Source organism: Stenotrophomonas sp. 59, assembly GCF_030291095.1.
Lineage (GTDB): Bacteria > Pseudomonadota > Gammaproteobacteria > Xanthomonadales > Xanthomonadaceae > Stenotrophomonas > Stenotrophomonas maltophilia_Q.
Map to the genome: position 1 here is coordinate 1,016,022 of NZ_CP127408.1, position 19,666 is coordinate 1,035,687.

Here is a 19,666-nt window from a genome sequence, read left to right on the forward strand (position 1 = left end):
GCGGGGAGAGGCAGGCAAAGGGAGGGGCCCAAAGGTTGCGCAGCAACGTTTGGGGCGAAGCGCGCGCAGCGCACTTCGCGTCCCGCGCCAGATAACTGAAAAAGGCTGCCCTTTCAGGCAGCCTTTTTCAGTTATCTGGCGGAGAGAGGGGGATTGTCGGGTGCATCCATGCACCCGATCCCGGTGCGCGCTGCGCCCCGGGACCCGCCTTCGGCGGTCCGGTTCTGCTCCTGCAGAACCGTCGAACCCCGGCAGGGCTTCTCTCGCCCGATGCTCTCCGCCAGCCAAATAAAAAAGCCGCCCAGAGGGCGGCTTCTTCATTTATCTGGCGGAGAGAGGGGGATTCGAACCCCCGAAGCGCGGTTTAGACGCTTACACACTTTCCAGGCGTGCTCCTTCAACCACTCGGACACCTCTCCGGATCCCTGCCATCGGCAAACGCCTCAGCAGGGGCGCAGATTCTAGCGGGCTGCGCGGCACTTCACAAGCACCCCGGCCAGGAACCTGCGAAGGGCGTGCCGGAGGCGAGGAGGCTGGACAGGCATGGCACAATGGAACATCCGATGGAAAACGGTGGCCTGATGTCCTATCTCGTCCTTGCCCGCAAGTGGCGTCCGAAGCGTTTTGCCGAGCTGGTGGGCCAGGAACACGTGGTCCGTGCGCTCAGCAACGCGCTCGACAGCGGCCGGGTCCACCACGCGTTCCTGTTCACCGGTACCCGCGGCGTGGGCAAGACCACCATCGCGCGCATTTTCGCCAAGTCGCTGAACTGCGAGCAGGGCACCAGTGCCGATCCCTGCGGCCAGTGCGCGGCCTGCCTGGACATCGACGCAGGCCGCTACATCGACCTGCTGGAAATCGACGCCGCGTCCAACACCGGCGTGGACGACGTGCGCGAGGTGATCGAGAACGCGCAGTACATGCCCTCGCGTGGCAAGTACAAGGTCTACCTGATCGACGAAGTGCACATGCTGTCCAAGGCGGCGTTCAACGCGCTGCTGAAGACGCTGGAAGAGCCGCCGGAGCACGTGAAGTTCCTGCTGGCCACCACCGATCCGCAGAAGCTGCCGGTCACCGTGCTCAGCCGCTGCCTGCAGTTCAACCTCAAGCGCCTGGATGAGGACCAGATCCAGGGCCAGATGACCCGCATCCTGGCGGCAGAAGAGATCGAGGCCGACGGCAGCGCCATCGTGCAGCTGGCCAAGGCCGCTGATGGCAGCCTGCGTGACGGCCTTTCGCTGCTGGACCAGGCGATTGCCTACGCCGGCGGCGCACTGCGCGAGGACGTGGTGCGCACGATGCTGGGCACCGTCGACCGCACCCAGGTGGCCGCGATGCTGGATGCACTGGCCGAGGGCGATGGCCCGCGCCTGCTGCAGGTGGTGGCCGCGCTGGCCGAATTCTCGCCGGACTGGAGTGGTGTGCTGGAAGCGCTGGCCGAAGGCCTGCACCGCATCCAGGTGCAGCAGCTGGTACCGGGTGCGGCCGTTGCCGAAGGCCTGGATGCCACCGCGTTCGCCGAGCGCCTGCGCCCGGAAGTGGTGCAGCTCTGGTACCAGATGGCCTTGAATGGCCGCCGCGACCTGCCGCTGGCGCCGAGCCCGCGCGCGGGCTTCGAGATGGCCGTGCTGCGGATGCTGGCATTCCGCCCGGCTGCCGCGGTACCGCCGGTGCCGAAGTCGGTTGAAGGCGCCGCAGGCGGCAACGTTGCCGGTGGAGGCAGCGGCGCGGGTACCCACGAAGTGACGCCGGCCGCTGCCGCCGCTCAGGCGGGCCCGTCCCTGGCGACGCAGGCGGCCGCGCCGTCCCAGGCTGCGCCGCGCGAACCTGACCCCGAACCTGACCCGGCGCCGGAGCCCGAGCCGGTTCCGGTGGAAGAGCCCGTGTCGCCGCCGCCGGTAAAGGCCGAAGCAGAGGCGCCGCCGCCGGCCGCTGAAGCAGAAACGAGCGACGATCTGCCGCCGTGGGCCACCGATGAAGCCGAGGCCCGTGACGCAGCACTGGCGGCCGAGATGGCCGGCCCGGAGGCGGCCATGGTCGCGCCCTGGCACGAGCCGCCGGCTCCCGTCGCGGCCCCCAGCGAACCTGCCCCGCCCGAGCGCCCGTTCCGCACTGAAGGTATTGTCATCGCGCCGGCCGAGCCGGCCCCGGCGCGTGATACCGCGGCGCAGGACGGCGTCAGCGACCTGGCCACGGCCGAGGACTGGCTGGACCTGGTCGCCAACAGCGGCCTCAGCGGCCCGTCGCGCCAGCTGGCCGCCAACGCTGCCTTCATCAGTTGCCAGCACGGGACCTTGAAACTGGGCCTTTCGCCCGGATTTGAGTACCTGCGCTCGGAGCGCGCGCTGGCCGCCCTGGGCGAGATGCTGGAGAAGGCCCTGGGCCAGGCGCCGAAGATCGTGGTCGAGACCGTGGAAACCGAACACGTTCCGGCCGAGACCCTGCACCAGCGCGCCGACCGCCAGCGTGGCGAACGGCAGCAGGAAGCAGAGGCCGTTTTCATGGACGACCCGGAAGTGCAGGTGCTGATCCAACAGCACGGCGCCCGGGTTGTTTCCGATTCCATCCGTTCTTTTGACGAGTAAGACACCATGCGCGGAAACATCGCCCAATTGATGCAGCAGGCCCAGAAGATGCAGGAAAACCTGCAGAAGGCCCAGGAAGAAATCGCCAAGATCGAAGTGACCGGCAGCGCCGGTGGCGGCATGGTCAGCGTGACCCTGACCGGCGCCAAGGAATGCCGCAAGGTGCGCATCGACCCGTCGCTGGCCAGCGACCCGGAGATGCTGGAAGACCTGATCGCCGCTGCCTTCAATGACGCCTCGAACAAGATCGATGCCGAGTCGAAGTCGAAGATGGGCTCGGCCACTGCCGGCATGCAGCTGCCGCCGGGCATGAAGCTGCCGTTCTGATTTTCAGCGTGGCACCCGTGCAAGCGGGTGCCACAGAACCTGTAGCCGTCGAGCCTGCTCGACGCCATGAAAGCATTCCGCCGTGTCCGCACCCCTGCTTGAACAATTGATCGACGCGTTGCGGGTGCTGCCTGGCGTCGGCCAGAAGACTGCGCAGCGCATGGCCTACCACCTGCTCGAACGCGAGCGCGAAGGTGGCCAGCATCTGGCCGAGACACTGGCATTGGCGGTGGAGCGCATCGGCCACTGCGCACAGTGCCGCGATTTCAGCGAATCCGAGTTGTGCCCGACCTGTGCCAACAGCAGCCGCGAGCGCAGCCAGCTGTGCGTGGTCGAATCGCCGGCCGACCGCCTGGCCATCGAGAACGCCACCGGTTTCCGCGGCGTCTATTTCGTGCTGCAGGGCCGTCTGTCGCCGCTCGATGGCATCGGCCCGCGCGAACTGGGCCTGGAACAGCTGGAGCAGCGCCTGGCCGGAGGCGAGGTGCAGGAACTGATCATCGCCACCAGTGCCACCGTCGAGGGCGAGGCCACCGCGCACTATCTGGCGCAGCTGGCGCGCGCGCGCAAGGTGCAGCCGAGCCGCCTGGCGCAGGGCCTGCCACTGGGCGGTGAACTCGAATACGTTGATCGTGGCACGCTCTCGCACGCGTTCGGAACGCGCAGCGAATTCCGCGATTGAACGCCGGTCGGGCATCCCCCGGCGCGGCCGGCCTACAATGCGGATGACATTTCCGCCGAGGCCGAACATGAGCACTGAAACCCTCTTCAGCAAGATCATCCGTCGCGAGATCCCGGCCACCATCGTCTACGAGGATGACGAGGTGCTGGGCTTCAAGGACATCGCACCGCAGGCGCCGGTGCATGTGCTGTTCATTCCGAAGAACGAGATCATCCCGACCCTGGATGACCTGCAGCCCTCGCAGGCACACCTGATCGGCAAGCTGGCGCTGGCCGCTGCCGAATACGCGCGCCGCGAGGGATTCGCACAGAACGGCTACCGCATCGTGATGAACTGCCGCGAGGATGCCGGGCAGACCGTGTTCCACATCCACATGCACCTGCTGGCGGGTGCACAGCTGGGGCATTTCGGTACGCCGGGGCGTTGAAGCCCCTATCCACGCAGGAGTACCACGGGTACCCCGCTGTAGATCCACGCCATGCGTGGATGAAAAAGGCCGCCCGAGGGCGGCCTTTTCCGTCATGCCTGTGCGGTGGCGATCACCACCAGCCCCAACGGCCGTAGCCGCCCCAGTACGGGCCATACGGGCCCGGGCCCCATGGACCATAGGGGTAGGGCACCACGTCGACCTGGCGCTGCTCCGGCCACAGGTAGATCACATCGGCCGACAGCTTTGGCAGGCGGTAGTCGTAGTCCCCGATGCGGGTGTTCTGGTAGCCATCGATCTTGCCGATGAAGGTCACGTCACGGCCTGCTTCAAACACGGCCGGGTCGTAGAAGCCGGCGCGGCAGGCGATGAAGCGGCCGTCGCTGGCGTCGGACGAGGTGGTGTTCGGGCGGCCGCTGGCGTTGAGCGGGCGCGAGATCATCTGGAAGCAGGTCTCGCCCTGGCCGGGCTTGGTTTCGATGATGCGACCGCCCCAACGGACCGGCGTGCCGACCTGCTGGGTGGCGACCGAGTCGCGCGGGGAGACCAGGCTGAACTGTCCCTGCAGCGGCTTGGGGGCCGTGGCGCAGGCCGACAGGGCCAGCGTGGCCACAGCGGTGAGGAGGAACTTGGTGTTCATGGGGAGGCTCCGGAAGTCGGGCGATGCCTGCGCAGGTCCCGCAATAATGAAGCGAGGTCGGTGCAAGTTCCAGCGTAACGCGCGTCGGCGAAACGCTGGCTGAGTGCGAGCAGGGCGGGATCGGAGCGTTGGGCATGGACCCGCCGTGCCCAGTCCTGCGCGGTTTCATGGGGTTGCCGGCCCAGCCCGAGGCGGGCATAGCGCCGGCCCAGCCCGCGCCAGGCACGCAGCAGCGGGTCACGTTCGCGCTCACCCCGGGCCAGCAGCCAGGCCATCCACGCCAGGGCCAGCATCGTTGCCACCACGAAGCCAGCGACAAGTTGCGTAGGGCCCAGATCATCCAGCCCGAACGGCTTGAGCAGTTGCTGCTGGCGGCGTGCATCGAAGGAGAGCACCAGGTCGTTCCAGCCGCGGCGCAGCCAGTCGCTCATCTGCCCCAGCTGCTGCCAGCGTTGCTGCAGCGGGCTGTCGGTACCTGCCTGCAGGCGGTCGTCGAGGGTATCGAGGATGCGTTCCGGTGCCACCGCGGCGGTAGGGTCGACCCGTACCCAGCCGCGCTGCGGCAGCCACACCTCGGCCCAGGCGTGGGCGTCCATCCGCCGCACGATCCAGTAGTCGCCAAGGCGGTTGTAGGTGCCACCGGCAAAGCCGGTCACCACCCGCGCCGGAATGCCGGCGTTGCGCATCAGTACCACGAAGGCGGAACTGAAGTGTTCGCAGAAGCCGGCCTTGTAGCCAAACAGGAACTCATCGACCGGATCGCGTCCCGCCGGTGGCGTCTGCAGCGTGTAGGAGAAATCGGTGGTGATCCATTGCAGCGCGCGGCGGACGATGGCTTCGTCATCACCGCCGGCATCCTGCCGCCATTGCTGCGCCAGTGTGGCCGTGCGCGGGTTGAAGCCGCTGGGCAACTGCAGCGCGGCCCGTCGCAGATAGGGCGACAGCGTGCTGTCGAAGCGTTGAGGTGGCGCCGAATGCAGTCGCCAGCGGCTCAGCGACGCCAGTGGCCGCTCGCTGCTCAGGCTCATGTCCGCATCCAGCGTGCTGCCTGCAGGGGCGAGGCTGGGCAGGTCCAGTGCCACCAGCTGGCGCCGGTCGGTGGGCTCGTAGTCGATCTGGTAGTCCCAGCCCTGCGCGCCGGCCTCGACCGCGGCTGCCGGCCGTCGCTCGCTGGCGCGGTCACGTGTCCAGCGCCGGCCATCGAAGGCGGTCAGTACCGGCCCTCGCCAGTAGCGTTGCATCGGCTCGGGTACCGCACCGAAGAACTGCACGCGCAGCGCCGGGGCATCGTCGGCCATCAGGTCCAGCCACTGGCCGGGTTCCATGCTGTCGGACAACCCCGGTGTACCGACCGCACGCTCGGGAACGCCCCATAGCGGGGTCGCCAACCGCGGGAACAGCCAGAAGCAGGCCAATGCCAGTGGCAGGCCGATCGCCAGCAGGCGGCCAACACCGCGCAGCTGCCCTCGCAGTGGCAGGTGGCCGGCGTGGCCTTCATCCCCGGCCAGGCGCTGCAGGGCGAGCAACGCGCTGATCCCCGCCAATGCGGCCAGTACGGTGGTCAGTGGTCCCTGGTCGAGCAGGAATGCCGCAAACGGGGAAAACAACGCGAAGCCGAGCAGGCTGCGGGCATCGCGCCGGCTGCGCAGTTCGCTGGACTTGATCGCCAACATCGCTGCCAGCAGGGCGCAACCGGTATCGCGCCCGGGTCGAACCATCCCCATCTGCCAGACGATGGCACCGAGCATGGCCAGCACCAGCAGCAGGCGCACCGGCATGGGCAGTACCTTCCGCCACGACAGGGCTGCAGTCACGAGCGCCGCGGCCGCGATCACGCCGGCCAGCATGGGCTGCAGCTGCAGCAGCAACGGCAACAGCGCCAGTGCCGCGCTGGCCAGGGTCCAGTTGCGGGCATTGCGGTCGAGCGCGGGCGTGGTCTCAGTCATGCGGCATCAATGCCAGTGCACGCAGGCACAGGTGGTGGTGGCTGGCGCCCTGGCCGGGCCCGAACGGTGGATGTGCAGGCAGCAGCAGGGTGTAGCGGCGGCCTTCGCGCTCGGCCATGTCGACCCAGCGTGCCAATCGCGCGATGCGTGCTTCATGGCCCAGCGGGGCCAGCGTGCGCCAGTCGAGGATGACTTCGATGCCGACCGGCTTTTCGTATTCGCGCACCAGCAGGCTGTCGCGGCGTGCCGAGTGCTTCCACGAAATGCTGCGTGGTGCATCGCCCGCGCGATAGGGCCGTAGCTGATGCAGCTCCTCGCCACTGGCATGGGCGCGGGTGTGCAGCGGATCGGTGCCACTTTCCGGCAGTGGTGGGGCCAACGCCTCGGGTTGCGGGTAGACCAGCAGCGGTTGTTCCGGCCACACCCACGACCATGCCCGCACCAGGCCCAGTGGCTGGGTGGTGGACAGGCGGATGCGTGGCAGTTCCAGCCAGCCGCGGCGTTCGGTGGTGACCTGCAGCTCCACTTCGCCACGGCCATGCGCAGGCAGTGACATCCAGGCTTCGCTGTCACCCAGCTGCAGGTGCAGGCCGTGGCGTGCGCGCGGATCGTGCAGTGACAGGTCCACGCGCAGGCGAAGCGGTTGTCCGGCCGGAACCGGTTCGGCGGAGATCGCATCGATCTGCACGCCCGACAGCTGCAGGTGCGCGGCGATGGCGCTGGCGATCGCCGCTGCCGCCAGCAGCAGGGCCAGCAGCAACGCCGGGTTGTTGTTGTAGTTCAGTGCGCCCAGCAGCATTGCCGCCAGCAGCGTGGCGACGAACAGGCCGAAGCGGGTGGGCAGCACGTAGATGCGATGGCGGTCCAGGCGCTGCGGCAGTGCTTCAGGCCTGCGCGGGCGTGCCAGCAGTTGCAGTCGTGCCCAGCGTGTGGCCACCCTCAATCCACCGCAACGGTCTGCAGGATGGCCCGTGCCAGTGCCGGACCCGAGCTGGACTCGGCTTCGGCCACCAGGCGATGACCGGCCACCGCCACGAACAGGGTCTGCACGTCCTCGGGCACCACGTGGCCGCGGCCCAGCAGCAGTGCATGCGCCCTGGCCGCGCGCAGCAGCGCAAGGCCGGCACGCGGTGACAGGCCCACGCGCACGCCGGCGTGCTGGCGGCTGCGGGTCAGCAGGGCCTGCACGTAGTCGACCAGTGCATCGCTGGCATGGACCTGGCCGACGGCTTCACGCAGCGCGCGTACCTGGGTGTCATCCAGCTTCGGTACGGCTCGTGCGATCAGGTCGCGACGGTCGGTGCCGCGCAGCAGTTCGCGTTCGGCCTGCGTGCTGGGGTAGCCCATCGCCAGTCGCAGCAGGAAACGGTCCAGCTGCGAATCCGGCAGCGGGAAGGTACCGGACAGGTCCACCGGGTTCTGCGTGGCGATCACGAAGAACGGATCGGGCAGGGGGTGGGTCTGCCCATCCAGGGTGACCTGCTGTTCGGCCATTGCCTCCAGCAGCGCGCTCTGCGTGCGCGGCGGCGCGCGGTTGATCTCATCGGCCAGCAGCACGTGGGTGAACACCGGCCCTGGATGGAACTGGAACTGGCGGCTGCCGGCTTCGTATACCGAGACGCCCAGTACATCGGCGGGCAGCAGGTCGGAGGTGAACTGCACGCGCTGGAAGCTGAGGCCCAGGCTGCTGGCCAACGCATGCGCCAGCGTGGTCTTGCCCAGGCCGGGCAGATCCTCGATCAGCAGATGACCACCGGAAAGCAGGGCGACAAAGGCCAGCCTGACCTCCGGCACCTTGCCCAGCACCAGTGCGTTTACCTGATCCTGTGCCTCCCGCAGGGCCTGGCGCAGTTGATCGGTTAGCATGCTGGGATTGGGGGACGAGGCTGGCATGATCGTCTCAGGTCTGGAATCCATTCGATTATCCATAGAGCAATGCAAGGCGAACAGCGCGCGCGGACAATATTTCTCTGGTTATGGACGCTGGTCACAGCGGCCAAGCTGGTGGTGGCTGCGCGCCTGCCACTGTTCGTTGACGAGGCGTTCTACTGGCAGGAAGGCCAGCATCTGGCCGCTGCGTATTCGGACCTTCCCGGACTGACCGCATGGCTGGCGCGCCTGGGTGTGGAGATCGGTGGCCACCATGTGCTCGCGTTGCGCCTGCCGTTCCTGGCCATCGGCGCGCTGCTGCCGTTGCTGGTGGTACGCACGGCCACGCGCTGGTTCGGCAATGTGGCTGGTTGGCAGGCGGGCAGCCTCACGCTGTTGATGCCGTTGTCGGCGACGCTGGGCCTGCTGGCGGTGCCGGATGTGCCCATGGCGCTGGCCGCGGTGATCTGCCTGCACGCCGGTGCGCGGCTGCTGCACAACGTTGATGCATCGTCGGCGATGAAGCTTGCGCTGGGCCTGTCGATCGGTGCGCTCAGTCACTACCGTTTCATCGGTGTCATCGGTGTTGGCTTCATCGCGTTGCTGGCGCTGCCGCAGGGGCGGCGCATGCTGGCCGATCCGCGCGTATGGGTCGCGCTGGCGGTGGGCGTGCTGGCGTGGCTGCCGTTGCTGGCATGGAACGCGGACAACCACGACGCCGGCCTGAAGTTCCAGGTGGTCGAGCGCCATCCCTGGACGTTCGAATGGAACGGGCTGTGGTTCCTGGTGATCCAGCCGATGCTGGTGACCCCGATCCTGTGCATGGCGATGTGGAAGGTGGCGCTGGCCGGTACCCGCAGGGGCGGCGGCACGCGCGTGCAGTGGCGCTACTTCGGCCTGGTCGGGGGCGTATCCACGCTGGGCATCTTCCTGCTGGGCTTCTTCACCGACGTCGAGCGGATCAGTTTCCATTGGCCGCTGCCGGGCTACCTGGCCCTGCTGGTGGCGGTGCCGGTGGTGCTCAACGGCTGGCCACGCTGGCTGCGGCGCGCCGGCTGGTGGCTGGCCGGCGCAGGCATGGTGCTGGCATTCGGCTATTACCTGATGGCCTCCACGCCTGCGTTGCGTGAGCAGCTGGCGGGCAGCAAGTACTACCCGCGCAATTTCGCTGGCTGGCAGCCGTTGGCGATGGCAGTGCGCGAAGAGTTGCAGCAGATGCCCGCGGGCACGCGGGTGCTGGCCGGTAACTTCAAGGTGGGGGCCGAGCTGGGCTTCCAGCTCGGCAACGGCGATATCGAAGTACTGCCGCACCCGCTCAACGACAAGCATGGGCGCACCGCGCAGCTGGCGCAGTGGGGGCTGCTGCATGAAGGCAAGCGCTCGGCGCCGATGCTGCTGGTGCTTTCACCCAGCGATCAGCGTTACCGCGATCTGCTGGCGCGCTATCACGCCATCTGCGAGCAGGTGGGGCCGTTGCCGGCGCCGCGGGTGGTCAGCAGTGACCATGGCTTCCAGCGGTTCCTGCTGTTCCGCCTGCCGGCGCAGCGCGCGCCCGGGGCGTGCGTGACTCCGGCAATGGCGTGGCTGGATACCCCTTCCAACGGCGAAAAGGTGTCTGGCGTGCTGGCCATCAAGGGATGGGCGTTCAAGGATGGTGTCGGCCTGGCACGGGTTGAAGTACTGGTCGATGGCCGCTCGATGGGGGATGCGCGCTATGGTCGCGCATTCGACGTGCGCCAGACCTGGCCGGACAGCACCGACCCGCAGCATCCGGCGGTGGGCTTCGATGCTTCATTGGACACGAGCACGCTGGCGCCGGGACGGCATTGGCTGGGCCTGCGCCTGCATGGGCGCGATGGCAGCGTGGAGGAATGGCAGGAGCAGCCGTTCGAGGTTCGCGGGCGCTGAGGCGGCGCACGGTCCAGGTTGGTCGCGTACTCCGGGTTGGTTGCGCGTGCCAGGTTGGTCGGGTGCTCCACGTTGGTCGGGTGCTCCGGGTTGGTAGAGTCGACTGTTAGTCGACTGCTCTTCCAGCCGTCTGCAAAACCCTGCGCTGCGCGCGATAGTCGACTGACAGTCGACTCTACCCGCCTGGGTCCTACCCGGCCCATGTCCGGCCTGTTTCCGCGCTCGGTGCCGGCAGTCAGTTGCATGCTCCGGGTTGGTAGAGTCGACTGTTAGTCGACTGCTCTTCCAGCCGTCTGCAAAACCCCGCGCTGCGCGCGATAGTCGACTGACAGTCGACTCTACCCGACCTGGGTCCTACCCGGCCCAGGTCCGGCCTGTTTCCGCGATCGGTGCCGGCAGTCAGTGTGCCGCCTTCAGGGCAATGCGAACCCCGCCTGGCGCAGCAGCCCGCACAGCGCGATCAGCGGCAGGCCGATCAGCGCGGTCGGGTCGCGGTTGTCGATCGCTTCGAACAGGCTGATGCCCAGGCCCTCGCACTTGAAGCTGCCGGCACAATCCAGCGGCTGTTCGGCGGCCACGTAGCGGGCGATCTCCTCCTGGCCCAGCGTGCGGAAACGGACCTCGGTCAGATCCACGGCGCTGAATGATTCTCCGTCTCGCGTGAGACTGATTGCGGTATGGAAGCGTACCGTCTGCCCGGACATCGCGGCCAGCTGCGCGCGGGCCGCCTCGGCTGTGCCCGGCTTGCCCAGCGGCCGCCCGTTCAGGTCCGCGACCTGGTCCGAGCCGATCACCCAGGCGCCGGGGTAGCGGGCGGCGACCTCGGCCGCCTTGGCCGTGGCCAGGCGCATCGCCAGGACCAGGGGTGTCTCAGCGTTCAACGGGGTTTCATCCACCTCCGGGCGCACGCAGTCGAAGGGCAGGCCCAGCCGCTGCAGCAGCTCGCGGCGGTAGCGGGAGGTGGAGGCCAGGACCAGTGACATGCGACAATTCCGGGGCAGGGCGCGGCAGTCTGGCCCGTGTGCAGCGCCAGCAGCAAGTCCTGTATGGCGGGCATTTGACAGCAGCCCCCCCGATCCTTAGTATTCAGCGGCTTATGTCCGCGAACGTGCCCGAATCGCTGGATGCTTGGCGGATGGTCGTAGCGCGCAGGCGCTTCGACGGCCAGGTCTCCCTGGCTGAATTGACCCGCCTGCAGGGGCTGGTCGCAGATACCGACGGTGAGTGTTCCTACTCGCTTGAATTCGGTCGCGACGAAGTCCTGCGGGTATCCTATGTGGAACTGACCATCGACACCGCGTTGCCGCTGACCTGTCAGCGCAGCATGCAGCGATTCCTGTTGCCGGTGAAGGTGACCCAGAGGCTTGGCCTGATCCGCGACGAGGACGAGGAATCGTCCCTGCCGGAGGAGTACGAGGCGTTGCTGGTGCCGGAAGACGGCCAGCTGCGTCCGCTGGACCTGGTCGAAGACGAGTTGGTGCTGGCGGTGCCGGTGGTACCGCTGTCGCCCGACGGTGAAGCAGTCGACAAGGACTGGGCACCGAGCGAAGAAGAAACGAAGAAGGCCAACCCGTTCGCGGCGTTGGCGGCATTGAAGAAACAATAGCAGCCGGATTGTCGTCGGCGGCTGCGGCGAAAGCGAAAGTGTGCTGGGCGCTGGCGTCCTGCGCGACGATACGACGAAGCAAAACGAACCGAGTTTGGAGCAATCCCATGGCTGTGCAGAAATCCCGTGTTACCCCGTCCCGCCGCGGCCAGCGCCGTTCGCATGACGCCCTGAGCGCCAAGCAGCTGTCGACCGACCCGACCACCGGCGAAGTGCATCTGCGTCACCACATCACTGCCGACGGTTTCTACCGCGGCAAGAAGGTCATCCAGACCAAGACCTCGGCCGTCGAAGAAGATTGATGTGCCGGGAAGGCCGCTGCCCGAGGGCAGCGGCCTTTGCCTTCTTTCCCGGGCGTGCCGGTGATCGGCGGCCCGCGCAACAGGAAACATGATGAGCAAGCGGATCTATTCGAGGATCGCGGGCACCGGTAGCTATTTGCCGGAAAAAGTCCTGACCAACGCCGACCTGGAAAAGATGGTCGAAACCTCGGATGAGTGGATCCAGTCGCGCACCGGAATTCGTGAACGGCACATCGCGGCCGAAGGCGAAACCACCAGCGACCTCGGCTACCAGGCCGCGTTGCGTGCACTTGAAGCGGCCGGCATCGACGCTTCGCAGCTCGACATGATCGTGGTTGGTACGACCACGCCTGACCTCATTTTCCCCTCCACCGCGTGCCTGATCCAGGCCAAGCTCGGTGTTGCGGGGTGCCCTGCCTTTGACGTCAACGCTGCCTGTTCGGGCTTCGTGTTCGCGTTGGGCGTGGCCGACAAATTCATCCGTTCCGGCGACTGCAGGCATGTGCTGGTGATCGGCACCGAAACGCTGACCCGCATGGTCGACTGGAACGATCGCACCACCTGCGTGCTGTTCGGCGATGGCGCCGGCGCCGTGGTGCTCAAGGCCGACGAAGAGACCGGCATCCTCAGCACCCATCTGCATGCCGATGGCAGCAAGAAGGAACTGCTGTGGAACCCGGTGGGCGTCTCGACCGGCTTCAAGGACGGCGCCAACGGTGGTGGCACCATCAACATGAAGGGCAACGACGTGTTCAAGTACGCCGTCAAGGCGCTGGACTCGGTCGTGGACGAGACCCTGGCCGCCAATGGCCTGGACAAGTCCGACCTGGATTGGTTGATTCCGCACCAGGCCAACCTGCGCATCATTGAAGCCACCGCCAAGCGCCTGGACATGTCGATGGACCAGGTGGTGGTGACTGTCGACAAGCATGGCAACACCTCGTCCGGTTCGGTGCCGCTGGCGCTGGACGCCGCGGTGCGTTCGGGCCGCGTAGAGCGTGGCCAGCTGCTGCTGCTGGAAGCCTTCGGCGGCGGCTTCACGTGGGGTTCGGCCCTGCTGCGCTATTGATAGCGCAAGTTACGACAATGTGAAGCTTGTCGTTACGGCCCCTCTGGGGCCGTAACGCGTTTATAGGAGTACCCGTCATGGTTGAGCCCATCGTCATCGAAGGGCAGCGCGCCTGGCTGAAGCAGTACGGCAAGGGAAGCCGCGCACTGGCCCTGGGCCTGCTCAATTTCGTTGCCCGCCGTTTCCATCTGGACGCCCTGCGCCCACCGCCGCACCGTGGTGGTGATGCCGCGCGCGAAACCGAAGCCCGTCGCCTGGGAGAATTGCAGGCGCAGGGCGTGAACGTGCCCGACGTGCTGGGCAGCGGCCACGCTGCGCTGGTGATCGGCGACAACGGCAGCTCGTTCAATACCTGCCTGCGCCAGGCCGACGAGGCCGGCCGCGACCGGCTGGTGATGGCCGCCATGCAGGCCATCGCCGAAGCGCATGCGCGCGGCGCCTATTTCGGCCAGCCGCTGCCGCGCAACCTCACCTGGGACGGGCAGAAGGTGGGCTTCATCGATTTCGAGGAAGATCCGCTGGAAGTGATGGATCTGTCCGAAGCACAGGCCCGTGACTGGCTGATGTTCGGCTACGGCGTGGCCAAGTACTACGCCGACCGCCCCGAGCAGCTGCAGGCGATGATGGCCGAGGCGATGGGCGATGCCCAGGCGCCGGTGCGCGAACATGTGCATGCGGTCAGCGGCCGCCTGCGCAGCCTGGCCCGGGTGTGCATGAAACTGGGCCGTTCAGCGCGCGCGCTGGCCCATTCGATCTTCATCGCCCATGGCGCCAGCACGGCGGGCGTGCTGATGCTGATGGGCCTGTGCGTGGATTTCCTCGCCGACGGCGACCTGGACGTGCTGCAGCTGTTCTGCTGATGGCTGGTTCGCGCTGCGGTAGAGTCGACTGTTGGTCGACTTCCGCGCGCAGCGCGGGTTTTCAGGGGCTGATCGAGGGGCAGTCGACTAACAGTCGACTCTACCTGGGCGGGGACACCGCACCGGATGCCGGGTTGTCCCGCGGCCGCGCTCCATACGCCTGCATACGCGCACGTACAGACGACACAGCGGATTCGCCCTTATCATGGCCCGCTTCGATTGCAACAAGCGGATGACCGCGTGACCGTATCCACCCTCGCTTTTGTCTTCCCCGGCCAGGGCTCGCAGTCTGTGGGCATGGTGGCCGAGCTGGCCGAACTGCACCCGCAGGTGCGTGAAGCCTTCACCGAGGCATCCGATGGTGCCGGCGTCGACCTGTGGGCGCTGTCCCAGGGTGGCCCGGAGGAAATGCTCAACCGTACCGAATACACCCAGCCGGCCCTGCTGGCCGCAAGCATCGGCGTGTGGCGCGCGTGGAACGCCGTGGGCGGTCCGCGCCCGTCGGTGCTGGCCGGTCACAGCCTGGGTGAGTACACCGCCCTGGTTGCCGCTGGCGCGCTGAGCCTGCATGACGGTGCGCACCTGGTGCGCCTGCGCGGCCAGCTGATGCAGGAAGCCGCACCGGCCGGTGTCGGCGCCATGGCCGCCGTGCTCGGCGCCGAAGACCAGCTGGTGCTGGACGTCTGCGCCGAAGCCGCAGGCAGCCAGGTGGTGGTGCCGGCCAACTTCAATTCGCCGGGCCAGATCGTGATCGGTGGCGACGCCGACGCGGTCGACCGCGCACTGGCGCTGCTGGCCGAGAAGGGCGTGCGCAAGGCGGTCAAGCTGGCCGTGAGCGTGCCCTCGCACACCCCGCTGATGCGCGAAGCCGCCAACCGCCTGGCCGAAGTGATGGCCGGCCTGTCCTGGCAGGCGCCGCAGCTGCCGGTGGTGCAGAACGTCGATGCCAAGGTGCACGAGGGCGTGGACGCGATCCGTACCGCGCTGGTGCAGCAGCTGTACCAGCCGGTGCAGTGGACCGGTTGCGTGCAGGCTCTGGCCGGCCGTGGCATCGCCCAGATCGCCGAGTGCGGCCCGGGCAAGGTGCTGACCGGCCTGGTCAAGCGCATCGACAAGGCCATCGACGGCCGTTCGCTGGCCACCCCGGGCGACTTCGAAGCCGCCCGCGAGGCATGGTCGGCCTGACTCCCCCTGTTCCTGCCGACCGTACCGGTGGCCGCTGCACGCGGCACGGGTGCGGCGGCCGCCCCAGCCTGAGGAAAACATCATGAGCAAGCCCCTGCAGGGTGAAATCGCACTGGTCACCGGTGCCAGCCGTGGCATTGGTGCCGCCATCGCCGATCTGCTGGCCGCCCAGGGCGCCACCGTCATCGGCACCGCCACCACCGAATCCGGTGCCGCCGCCATCGGCGAGCGCCTGGCCGCCCACGGCGGTCACGGCCGCGCGCTGAACGTCACCGACGCCGCCGCGCTGGACAGCGTGCTGGACGGCATCGCCAAGGAATTCGGCCCGATCTCGATCCTGGTCAACAACGCCGGCATCACCCGCGACAACCTGCTGATGCGCATGAAGGACGAGGACTGGGCGTCGATCATCGACACCAACCTGACCAGCGTGTTCCGCACCAGCAAGGCGGTCATGCGCGGCATGATGAAGGCGCGCAAGGGCCGCATCATCAACATCGCATCGGTGGTGGGCGTGACCGGCAATGCCGGCCAGGCCAACTACGCGGCCGCCAAGGCCGGCATCATCGGCTTCAGCAAGTCGCTGGCCAAGGAAATCGGTTCGCGCGGTGTCACCGTCAATGTGGTCGCTCCCGGCTTCATCGACACCGACATGACCAAGGCGTTGCCGGAAGAAGCGCGTACCGCGCTGATCAACGACATCGCCCTCGAACGCCTGGGTTCGCCGGAGGACATCGCCCATGCGGTGGCCTTCCTGGCCAGCCCGGCTGCCGGTTACATCACCGGCGAAACCCTCCATGTGAACGGTGGCATGTACATGCCGTAAGCAAGGGGCGCAGGGATTGCGCCGCAAGTGGTTGATCTGCTGAGGTTTTTGCTGCGATGCAAGGCCGCGCCGGTTTCCACTACACTATCCCACGGCCATCGCCTTTGATGGCGACCACTTTTGAACCACAACTCCATCTGGAGCGAGATCCCATGAGCACCATCGAAGAACGCGTCAAGAAAATCGTCGTCGAACAGCTTGGCGTCAAGGAAGAAGAAGTCACCAACAGCGCATCGTTCGTCGATGACCTGGGCGCTGACTCGCTGGACACCGTCGAGCTGGTGATGGCCCTGGAAGAAGAATTCGAGTGCGAGATCCCGGACGAAGAAGCCGAGAAGATCAGCACCGTGCAGGCCGCCATCGACTACGTCAAGGCCCACGTCAAGGCCTGATGTCAGACGGCAGTGCGCGCGCGGGTCATCCTCGCCGCGCACCGCACCCCATGGGGCCGCTGTTGCGGCCCCGTGTGTTTGAGCATCACATCGAAGCAAACCGAGTTGCCCGTAGAAACCATCCGGGTCAGGAGAAACAGCAATGAAGCGTCGCGTCGTCGTAACCGGCCTGGGTATCGTCTCGCCGTTGGGCAATGATCTGGCCAGCAGCTGGGAAGGCATCACCCACGGTCGTTCGGGCATCGGTCCGCTGACCAACGTTGCTGATGCCTACGTGGATCGGTTCACCACCAAGATTGCAGGTGAGGTCAAGGGATTTGACATCACCGCCGACAACGAACTGTTCGGCAAGTATCGGGTCAGCGGCAAGGATGCCAAGAAGATGGACCCGTTCATCCATTACGGCCTCGGTGCCTCGTTCATGGCCCTGCACGATTCGGGCCTGGAGATCACCGACGCCAATGCCGATCGCATGGGCGCCATCGTCGGCGCCGGCATCGGCGGCCTGCTCGGCATCGAAGAGCAGACCATCGAGTTCCACGAGGGCAAGAAGATCTCGCCCTTCTACGTGCCCAAGACCATCATCAACATGCTGCCGGGCCAGCTGAGCATCATCACCGGCCTGAAGGGCCCGTCGTTCTCGGCGGTGTCGGCGTGCGCGACCTCGAACCATTCGATCGGTACCGCGATGCGCATGATCCAGTACGGCGATGCCGACGTGATGGTGGTCGGTGGTGCCGAGCGTGGCTCGTCGCCGACCGCGCTGGGCGGCTTCTGCGCGATGAAGGCCATGAGCACCCGCAACGACGCCCCGGAACAGGCCTCGCGCCCGTGGGACAAGGATCGTGACGGCTTCGTGCTGGGCGACGGCGCCGGCATCCTGATCCTGGAAGAGTACGAGCACGCCAAGGCCCGTGGCGCGAAGATCTATTGTGAGCTCGCCGGTTTCGGCGCCAGCTCCGACGCGTACCACATGACCGCACCGAGCGAGAACGGCGAAGGCGCCGCGCGCTGCATGGTCATGGCCATGAAGGACGCCGGCGTGACCCCGGAACAGGTGGGTTACCTCAACGCGCACGGCACCTCCACGCCGCTGGGCGACCTGGGCGAGACCATGGCGATGAAGACCGCCTTCGGCGACCACGCCTACAAGATGATGGTCAGCTCCACCAAGTCGATGACCGGCCACCTGCTGGGTGCCGCCGGCGGCGTGGAAGCGATCTTCTCGGTGATGGCGCTGCAGGACAACGTCATTCCGCCGACCATCAACCTGCAGCAGCCGGGCGAAGGTTGCGACCTGGACTACGTGCCCAACGAAGCACGCCAGGCCAAGGTGGATGTGGTGATGTCCAATGGCTTCGGCTTCGGCGGCACCAACGGCACGCTGATCTTCAAGCGCGTCTGACCGGTGTTGCGACGTCGCGCCATGCTCGACGTCGCATTGGTAGAGTCGACTGTCAGTCGACTGCCTTTCGATCCGCCGCGGTGATCGTTGATGGGAAAGCAGTCGACTGACAGTCGACTCTACCCATCGGCAATCCGACAAACGGATCAACGCCGTGCACCACGGAGCCGCCGCAAGGCGGCTTCCGTGCATCTGAATCCCCGAACTGACCATCATGACCCACGCACCGCTGATCCACCCGCTGCCGCACCCGATCGATCTGCTGGCGCTGCAGCAGCACGACCCGGCGCGTTTCCCGCTGCTGATGGAATCCACCGCCTCGGGCACCGCCCAGGGCCGCTGGAGCCTGCTGCTGGCCGCGCAGGGCGAGGGCCTGCGGCTGGACGCCGATGGCCAGGTGCGTGACCTGCACGACGCCGTGCAGCCCGGCACGTTCCTGCAGGCGCTGGATCGGGCGTGGCAGGCCGAACGCCTCTCGCACGACGGCAGCCACAGCCTGCCGTTCCGCGGCGGCTGGGCGCTGATGCTGGACTATGAAGTGGCCAGCCAGATCGAGCCGGTGCTGCCGGCGCGCGCGCGCGATGACGGCCGCCCGACCGCGCTGGCGCTGCGCTGCCCGGCAGCGGTGCTGCACGACCATCACAACGATGCCAGCTTCGTGATCGCCGAAGCCGGCGAGCAGGCACTGCTGGATGCGCTGGTGGCACTGGCCTCGGCGGCGTTGCCCGACGCCGGGCAGGGCTGGCAGCCGCCGCAGTCGGTGGGCGAGGATGCGCCGCAGCGCTTCACCGACGGCGTGCGCCGGGTGATCGAGTACCTGCGTGCCGGCGACGTGTTCCAGGTGAACCTGTCGCGGCGCTGGAGCGCGCAGTTCGCTGCGCCGGTCAGCCCGCAGGCACTGTATGCACAGCTGCGTCGTGCCAACCCGGCGCCGTTTGCCGGCCTGTTCAGCGCGCACGGCCGCCACGTGGTCAGTTCCTCGCCGGAGCGGCTGGTGTCGGTGCATGCCGGCCATGCGCAGACCCGTCCGATCGCCGGTACGCGGCCGCGCTTCGAGGGCGACGATGACGCCGCGCGCATCCAGGAACTGGTCGGCCACCCCAAGGAGCGTGCCGAGCACGTGATGCTGATCGACCTGGAGCGCAACGACCTGGGCCGCATCTGCCTGCCGGGCACCGTGGTGGTGGATGAACTGATGACCGTGGAGAGCTATGCCCATGTGCACCATATCGTCAGCAATGTCAGTGGCCATCTGCGCCCGGAGGTCACGCCGGGCGAGGTGATCGCCGCCACCTTCCCGGGCGGCACCATCACCGGCTGCCCGAAGGTGCGCTGCATGCAGATCATCAGCGAACTGGAACAGGTGCCGCGCGGTGCCTATACCGGCGCGTTCGGCTGGCTGAACCGCGATGGCGACCTGGACCTGAACATCCTGATCCGCACCGCTGAAGTGGATGGCCACGAGGTGAGCTTCCGCACCGGCGCCGGCATCGTGGTGGACTCGGACCCGGACAAGGAACTGGACGAGACCCGCGCCAAGGCGCGCGGCCTGCTGCGCGCGCTCGGCCAGCAGGGTTGATTGACCGCCCCCGCCGGGCATGGCCCGGCGCTACCGACGCATCACCCTCCCGGTAGCG

The 19,666-nt window shown here is 67.2% G+C and carries 19 protein-coding genes and 1 tRNA gene; 14 read left to right on the forward strand and 6 right to left on the reverse strand.

Annotated elements, in window-relative coordinates:
- Positions 1-326: 326 nt before the first annotated feature.
- A tRNA-Ser gene (locus QP552_RS04535) sits at positions 327-419 on the reverse strand.
- A 144-nt stretch (positions 420-563) separates the two neighbouring features.
- Here QP552_RS04535 and dnaX point away from each other — a divergent pair.
- The 4 genes from dnaX (at position 564) to QP552_RS04555 (ending at position 4,021) form a co-directional block, all read left to right on the forward strand.
- Positions 564-2,585, forward strand: coding sequence for a DNA polymerase III subunit gamma/tau (gene dnaX, locus QP552_RS04540; RefSeq protein WP_286075120.1), 2,022 nt, complete (start codon positions 564-566; stop codon positions 2,583-2,585).
- A gap of 6 nt (positions 2,586-2,591) precedes the next feature.
- A complete protein-coding gene (locus QP552_RS04545) occupies positions 2,592-2,912 on the forward strand; it encodes a YbaB/EbfC family nucleoid-associated protein (RefSeq protein WP_004154630.1) in 321 nt (106 codons plus the stop codon).
- Between the two features lie 82 nt (positions 2,913-2,994).
- Positions 2,995-3,594 (forward strand): recombination mediator RecR, encoded by a 600-nt coding sequence (gene recR / locus QP552_RS04550; RefSeq protein ID WP_286075122.1) that lies wholly within the window; start codon positions 2,995-2,997, stop codon positions 3,592-3,594.
- A 67-nt stretch (positions 3,595-3,661) separates the two neighbouring features.
- Entirely contained in the window at positions 3,662-4,021 is a 360-nt protein-coding gene (locus QP552_RS04555; protein ID WP_106550295.1) for a histidine triad nucleotide-binding protein, read from the forward strand.
- Positions 4,022-4,133: 112 nt separating this feature from the next.
- On the opposite strand, the gene QP552_RS04560 is transcribed toward QP552_RS04555, so the two are convergent.
- From QP552_RS04560 to QP552_RS04575, 4 genes are read right to left on the reverse strand one after another with little or no spacing between them, the layout of a single operon-like run.
- A complete protein-coding gene (locus tag QP552_RS04560; protein ID WP_008265847.1) occupies positions 4,134-4,661 on the reverse strand; it encodes a Slp family lipoprotein in 528 nt (175 codons plus the stop codon).
- Positions 4,658-6,607 carry a DUF3488 and transglutaminase-like domain-containing protein gene (locus QP552_RS04565; protein WP_286075123.1) on the reverse strand — a complete coding sequence of 650 codons (1,950 nt, stop codon included), beginning with the start codon at positions 6,605-6,607 and terminating at the stop codon, positions 4,658-4,660. The genes QP552_RS04560 and QP552_RS04565 overlap by 4 nt, the downstream gene beginning before the upstream one ends.
- Positions 6,600-7,544 (reverse strand): DUF58 domain-containing protein, encoded by a 945-nt coding sequence (locus QP552_RS04570; protein ID WP_111111519.1) that lies wholly within the window; start codon positions 7,542-7,544, stop codon positions 6,600-6,602. Before QP552_RS04570 ends, QP552_RS04565 begins: the two co-directional genes overlap by 8 nt.
- Before the next feature lie 2 nt (positions 7,545-7,546).
- Positions 7,547-8,500: an AAA family ATPase gene (locus tag QP552_RS04575; protein ID WP_286075124.1), complete on the reverse strand. Its 954-nt coding sequence runs from the start codon at positions 8,498-8,500 to the stop codon at positions 7,547-7,549.
- Positions 8,501-8,542: 42 nt separating this feature from the next.
- On the opposite strand from QP552_RS04575, the gene QP552_RS04580 reads away from it, so the two are divergent.
- A complete protein-coding gene (locus tag QP552_RS04580; protein ID WP_286075126.1) occupies positions 8,543-10,384 on the forward strand; it encodes a glycosyltransferase family 39 protein in 1,842 nt (613 codons plus the stop codon).
- A 413-nt stretch (positions 10,385-10,797) separates the two neighbouring features.
- Here the strand turns inward: QP552_RS04580 and QP552_RS04585 are convergent, their stop codons facing one another.
- Positions 10,798-11,367 (reverse strand): Maf family nucleotide pyrophosphatase, encoded by a 570-nt coding sequence (locus QP552_RS04585; RefSeq protein WP_286075127.1) that lies wholly within the window; start codon positions 11,365-11,367, stop codon positions 10,798-10,800.
- A gap of 113 nt (positions 11,368-11,480) precedes the next feature.
- On the opposite strand from QP552_RS04585, the gene QP552_RS04590 reads away from it, so the two are divergent.
- From QP552_RS04590 to QP552_RS04630, 9 genes are all read left to right on the forward strand, one after another.
- The gene (locus tag QP552_RS04590; RefSeq protein ID WP_012479287.1) at positions 11,481-11,990 is read left to right on the forward strand and encodes a YceD family protein; all 510 of its coding nucleotides are present in this window, start codon (positions 11,481-11,483) and stop codon (positions 11,988-11,990) included.
- 107 nt (positions 11,991-12,097) lie between these two features.
- A complete protein-coding gene (rpmF, locus tag QP552_RS04595; protein WP_005408308.1) occupies positions 12,098-12,292 on the forward strand; it encodes a 50S ribosomal protein L32 in 195 nt (64 codons plus the stop codon).
- 91 nt (positions 12,293-12,383) lie between these two features.
- Entirely contained in the window at positions 12,384-13,361 is a 978-nt protein-coding gene (locus QP552_RS04600) for a beta-ketoacyl-ACP synthase III (protein WP_005408309.1), read from the forward strand.
- 77 nt (positions 13,362-13,438) lie between these two features.
- Complete coding sequence (locus QP552_RS04605; RefSeq protein WP_286075128.1) at positions 13,439-14,221, forward strand: serine/threonine protein phosphatase; 783 nt, start codon at positions 13,439-13,441, stop codon at positions 14,219-14,221.
- A 240-nt stretch (positions 14,222-14,461) separates the two neighbouring features.
- Positions 14,462-15,406, forward strand: coding sequence for an ACP S-malonyltransferase (gene fabD, locus QP552_RS04610; protein WP_049430187.1), 945 nt, complete (start codon positions 14,462-14,464; stop codon positions 15,404-15,406).
- 82 nt (positions 15,407-15,488) lie between these two features.
- Positions 15,489-16,232, forward strand: a complete 744-nt coding sequence (gene fabG, locus QP552_RS04615) for a 3-oxoacyl-ACP reductase FabG (RefSeq protein WP_005408312.1) — start codon at positions 15,489-15,491, stop codon at positions 16,230-16,232.
- A 152-nt stretch (positions 16,233-16,384) separates the two neighbouring features.
- Complete coding sequence (gene acpP / locus QP552_RS04620) at positions 16,385-16,624, forward strand: acyl carrier protein (RefSeq protein ID WP_005408313.1); 240 nt, start codon at positions 16,385-16,387, stop codon at positions 16,622-16,624.
- 142 nt (positions 16,625-16,766) lie between these two features.
- A complete protein-coding gene (fabF, locus tag QP552_RS04625; RefSeq protein WP_106551374.1) occupies positions 16,767-18,029 on the forward strand; it encodes a beta-ketoacyl-ACP synthase II in 1,263 nt (420 codons plus the stop codon).
- A gap of 214 nt (positions 18,030-18,243) precedes the next feature.
- Positions 18,244-19,608, forward strand: coding sequence for an aminodeoxychorismate synthase component I (locus tag QP552_RS04630; RefSeq protein ID WP_286075129.1), 1,365 nt, complete (start codon positions 18,244-18,246; stop codon positions 19,606-19,608).
- The last annotated feature ends 58 nt before the right edge of the window (positions 19,609-19,666 follow it).

Excerpts from the sequence above, each read along its gene's own strand:
- QP552_RS04565 (WP_286075123.1), bottom strand. The coding sequence starts at position 6,607 with ATGACTGAGACCACGCCCGCGCTCGACCGCAATGCCCGCAACTGGACC.
- QP552_RS04575 (WP_286075124.1), bottom strand. The coding sequence starts at position 8,500 with ATGCCAGCCTCGTCCCCCAATCCCAGCATGCTAACCGATCAACTGCGC.
- QP552_RS04555 (WP_106550295.1), top strand. The coding sequence starts at position 3,662 with ATGAGCACTGAAACCCTCTTCAGCAAGATCATCCGTCGCGAGATCCCG.
- fabF (WP_106551374.1), top strand. The coding sequence starts at position 16,767 with ATGAAGCGTCGCGTCGTCGTAACCGGCCTGGGTATCGTCTCGCCGTTG.
- QP552_RS04605 (WP_286075128.1), top strand. The coding sequence starts at position 13,439 with ATGGTTGAGCCCATCGTCATCGAAGGGCAGCGCGCCTGGCTGAAGCAG.
- fabG (WP_005408312.1), top strand. The coding sequence starts at position 15,489 with ATGAGCAAGCCCCTGCAGGGTGAAATCGCACTGGTCACCGGTGCCAGC.
- QP552_RS04630 (WP_286075129.1), top strand. The coding sequence starts at position 18,244 with ATGACCCACGCACCGCTGATCCACCCGCTGCCGCACCCGATCGATCTG.
- QP552_RS04590 (WP_012479287.1), top strand. The coding sequence starts at position 11,481 with ATGTCCGCGAACGTGCCCGAATCGCTGGATGCTTGGCGGATGGTCGTA.
- QP552_RS04585 (WP_286075127.1), bottom strand. The coding sequence starts at position 11,367 with ATGTCACTGGTCCTGGCCTCCACCTCCCGCTACCGCCGCGAGCTGCTG.
- QP552_RS04560 (WP_008265847.1), bottom strand. The coding sequence starts at position 4,661 with ATGAACACCAAGTTCCTCCTCACCGCTGTGGCCACGCTGGCCCTGTCG.
- QP552_RS04600 (WP_005408309.1), top strand. The coding sequence starts at position 12,384 with ATGAGCAAGCGGATCTATTCGAGGATCGCGGGCACCGGTAGCTATTTG.
- dnaX (WP_286075120.1), top strand. The coding sequence starts at position 564 with ATGGAAAACGGTGGCCTGATGTCCTATCTCGTCCTTGCCCGCAAGTGG.
- QP552_RS04580 (WP_286075126.1), top strand. The coding sequence starts at position 8,543 with ATGCAAGGCGAACAGCGCGCGCGGACAATATTTCTCTGGTTATGGACG.
- acpP (WP_005408313.1), top strand. The coding sequence starts at position 16,385 with ATGAGCACCATCGAAGAACGCGTCAAGAAAATCGTCGTCGAACAGCTT.
- QP552_RS04545 (WP_004154630.1), top strand. The coding sequence starts at position 2,592 with ATGCGCGGAAACATCGCCCAATTGATGCAGCAGGCCCAGAAGATGCAG.
- rpmF (WP_005408308.1), top strand. The coding sequence starts at position 12,098 with ATGGCTGTGCAGAAATCCCGTGTTACCCCGTCCCGCCGCGGCCAGCGC.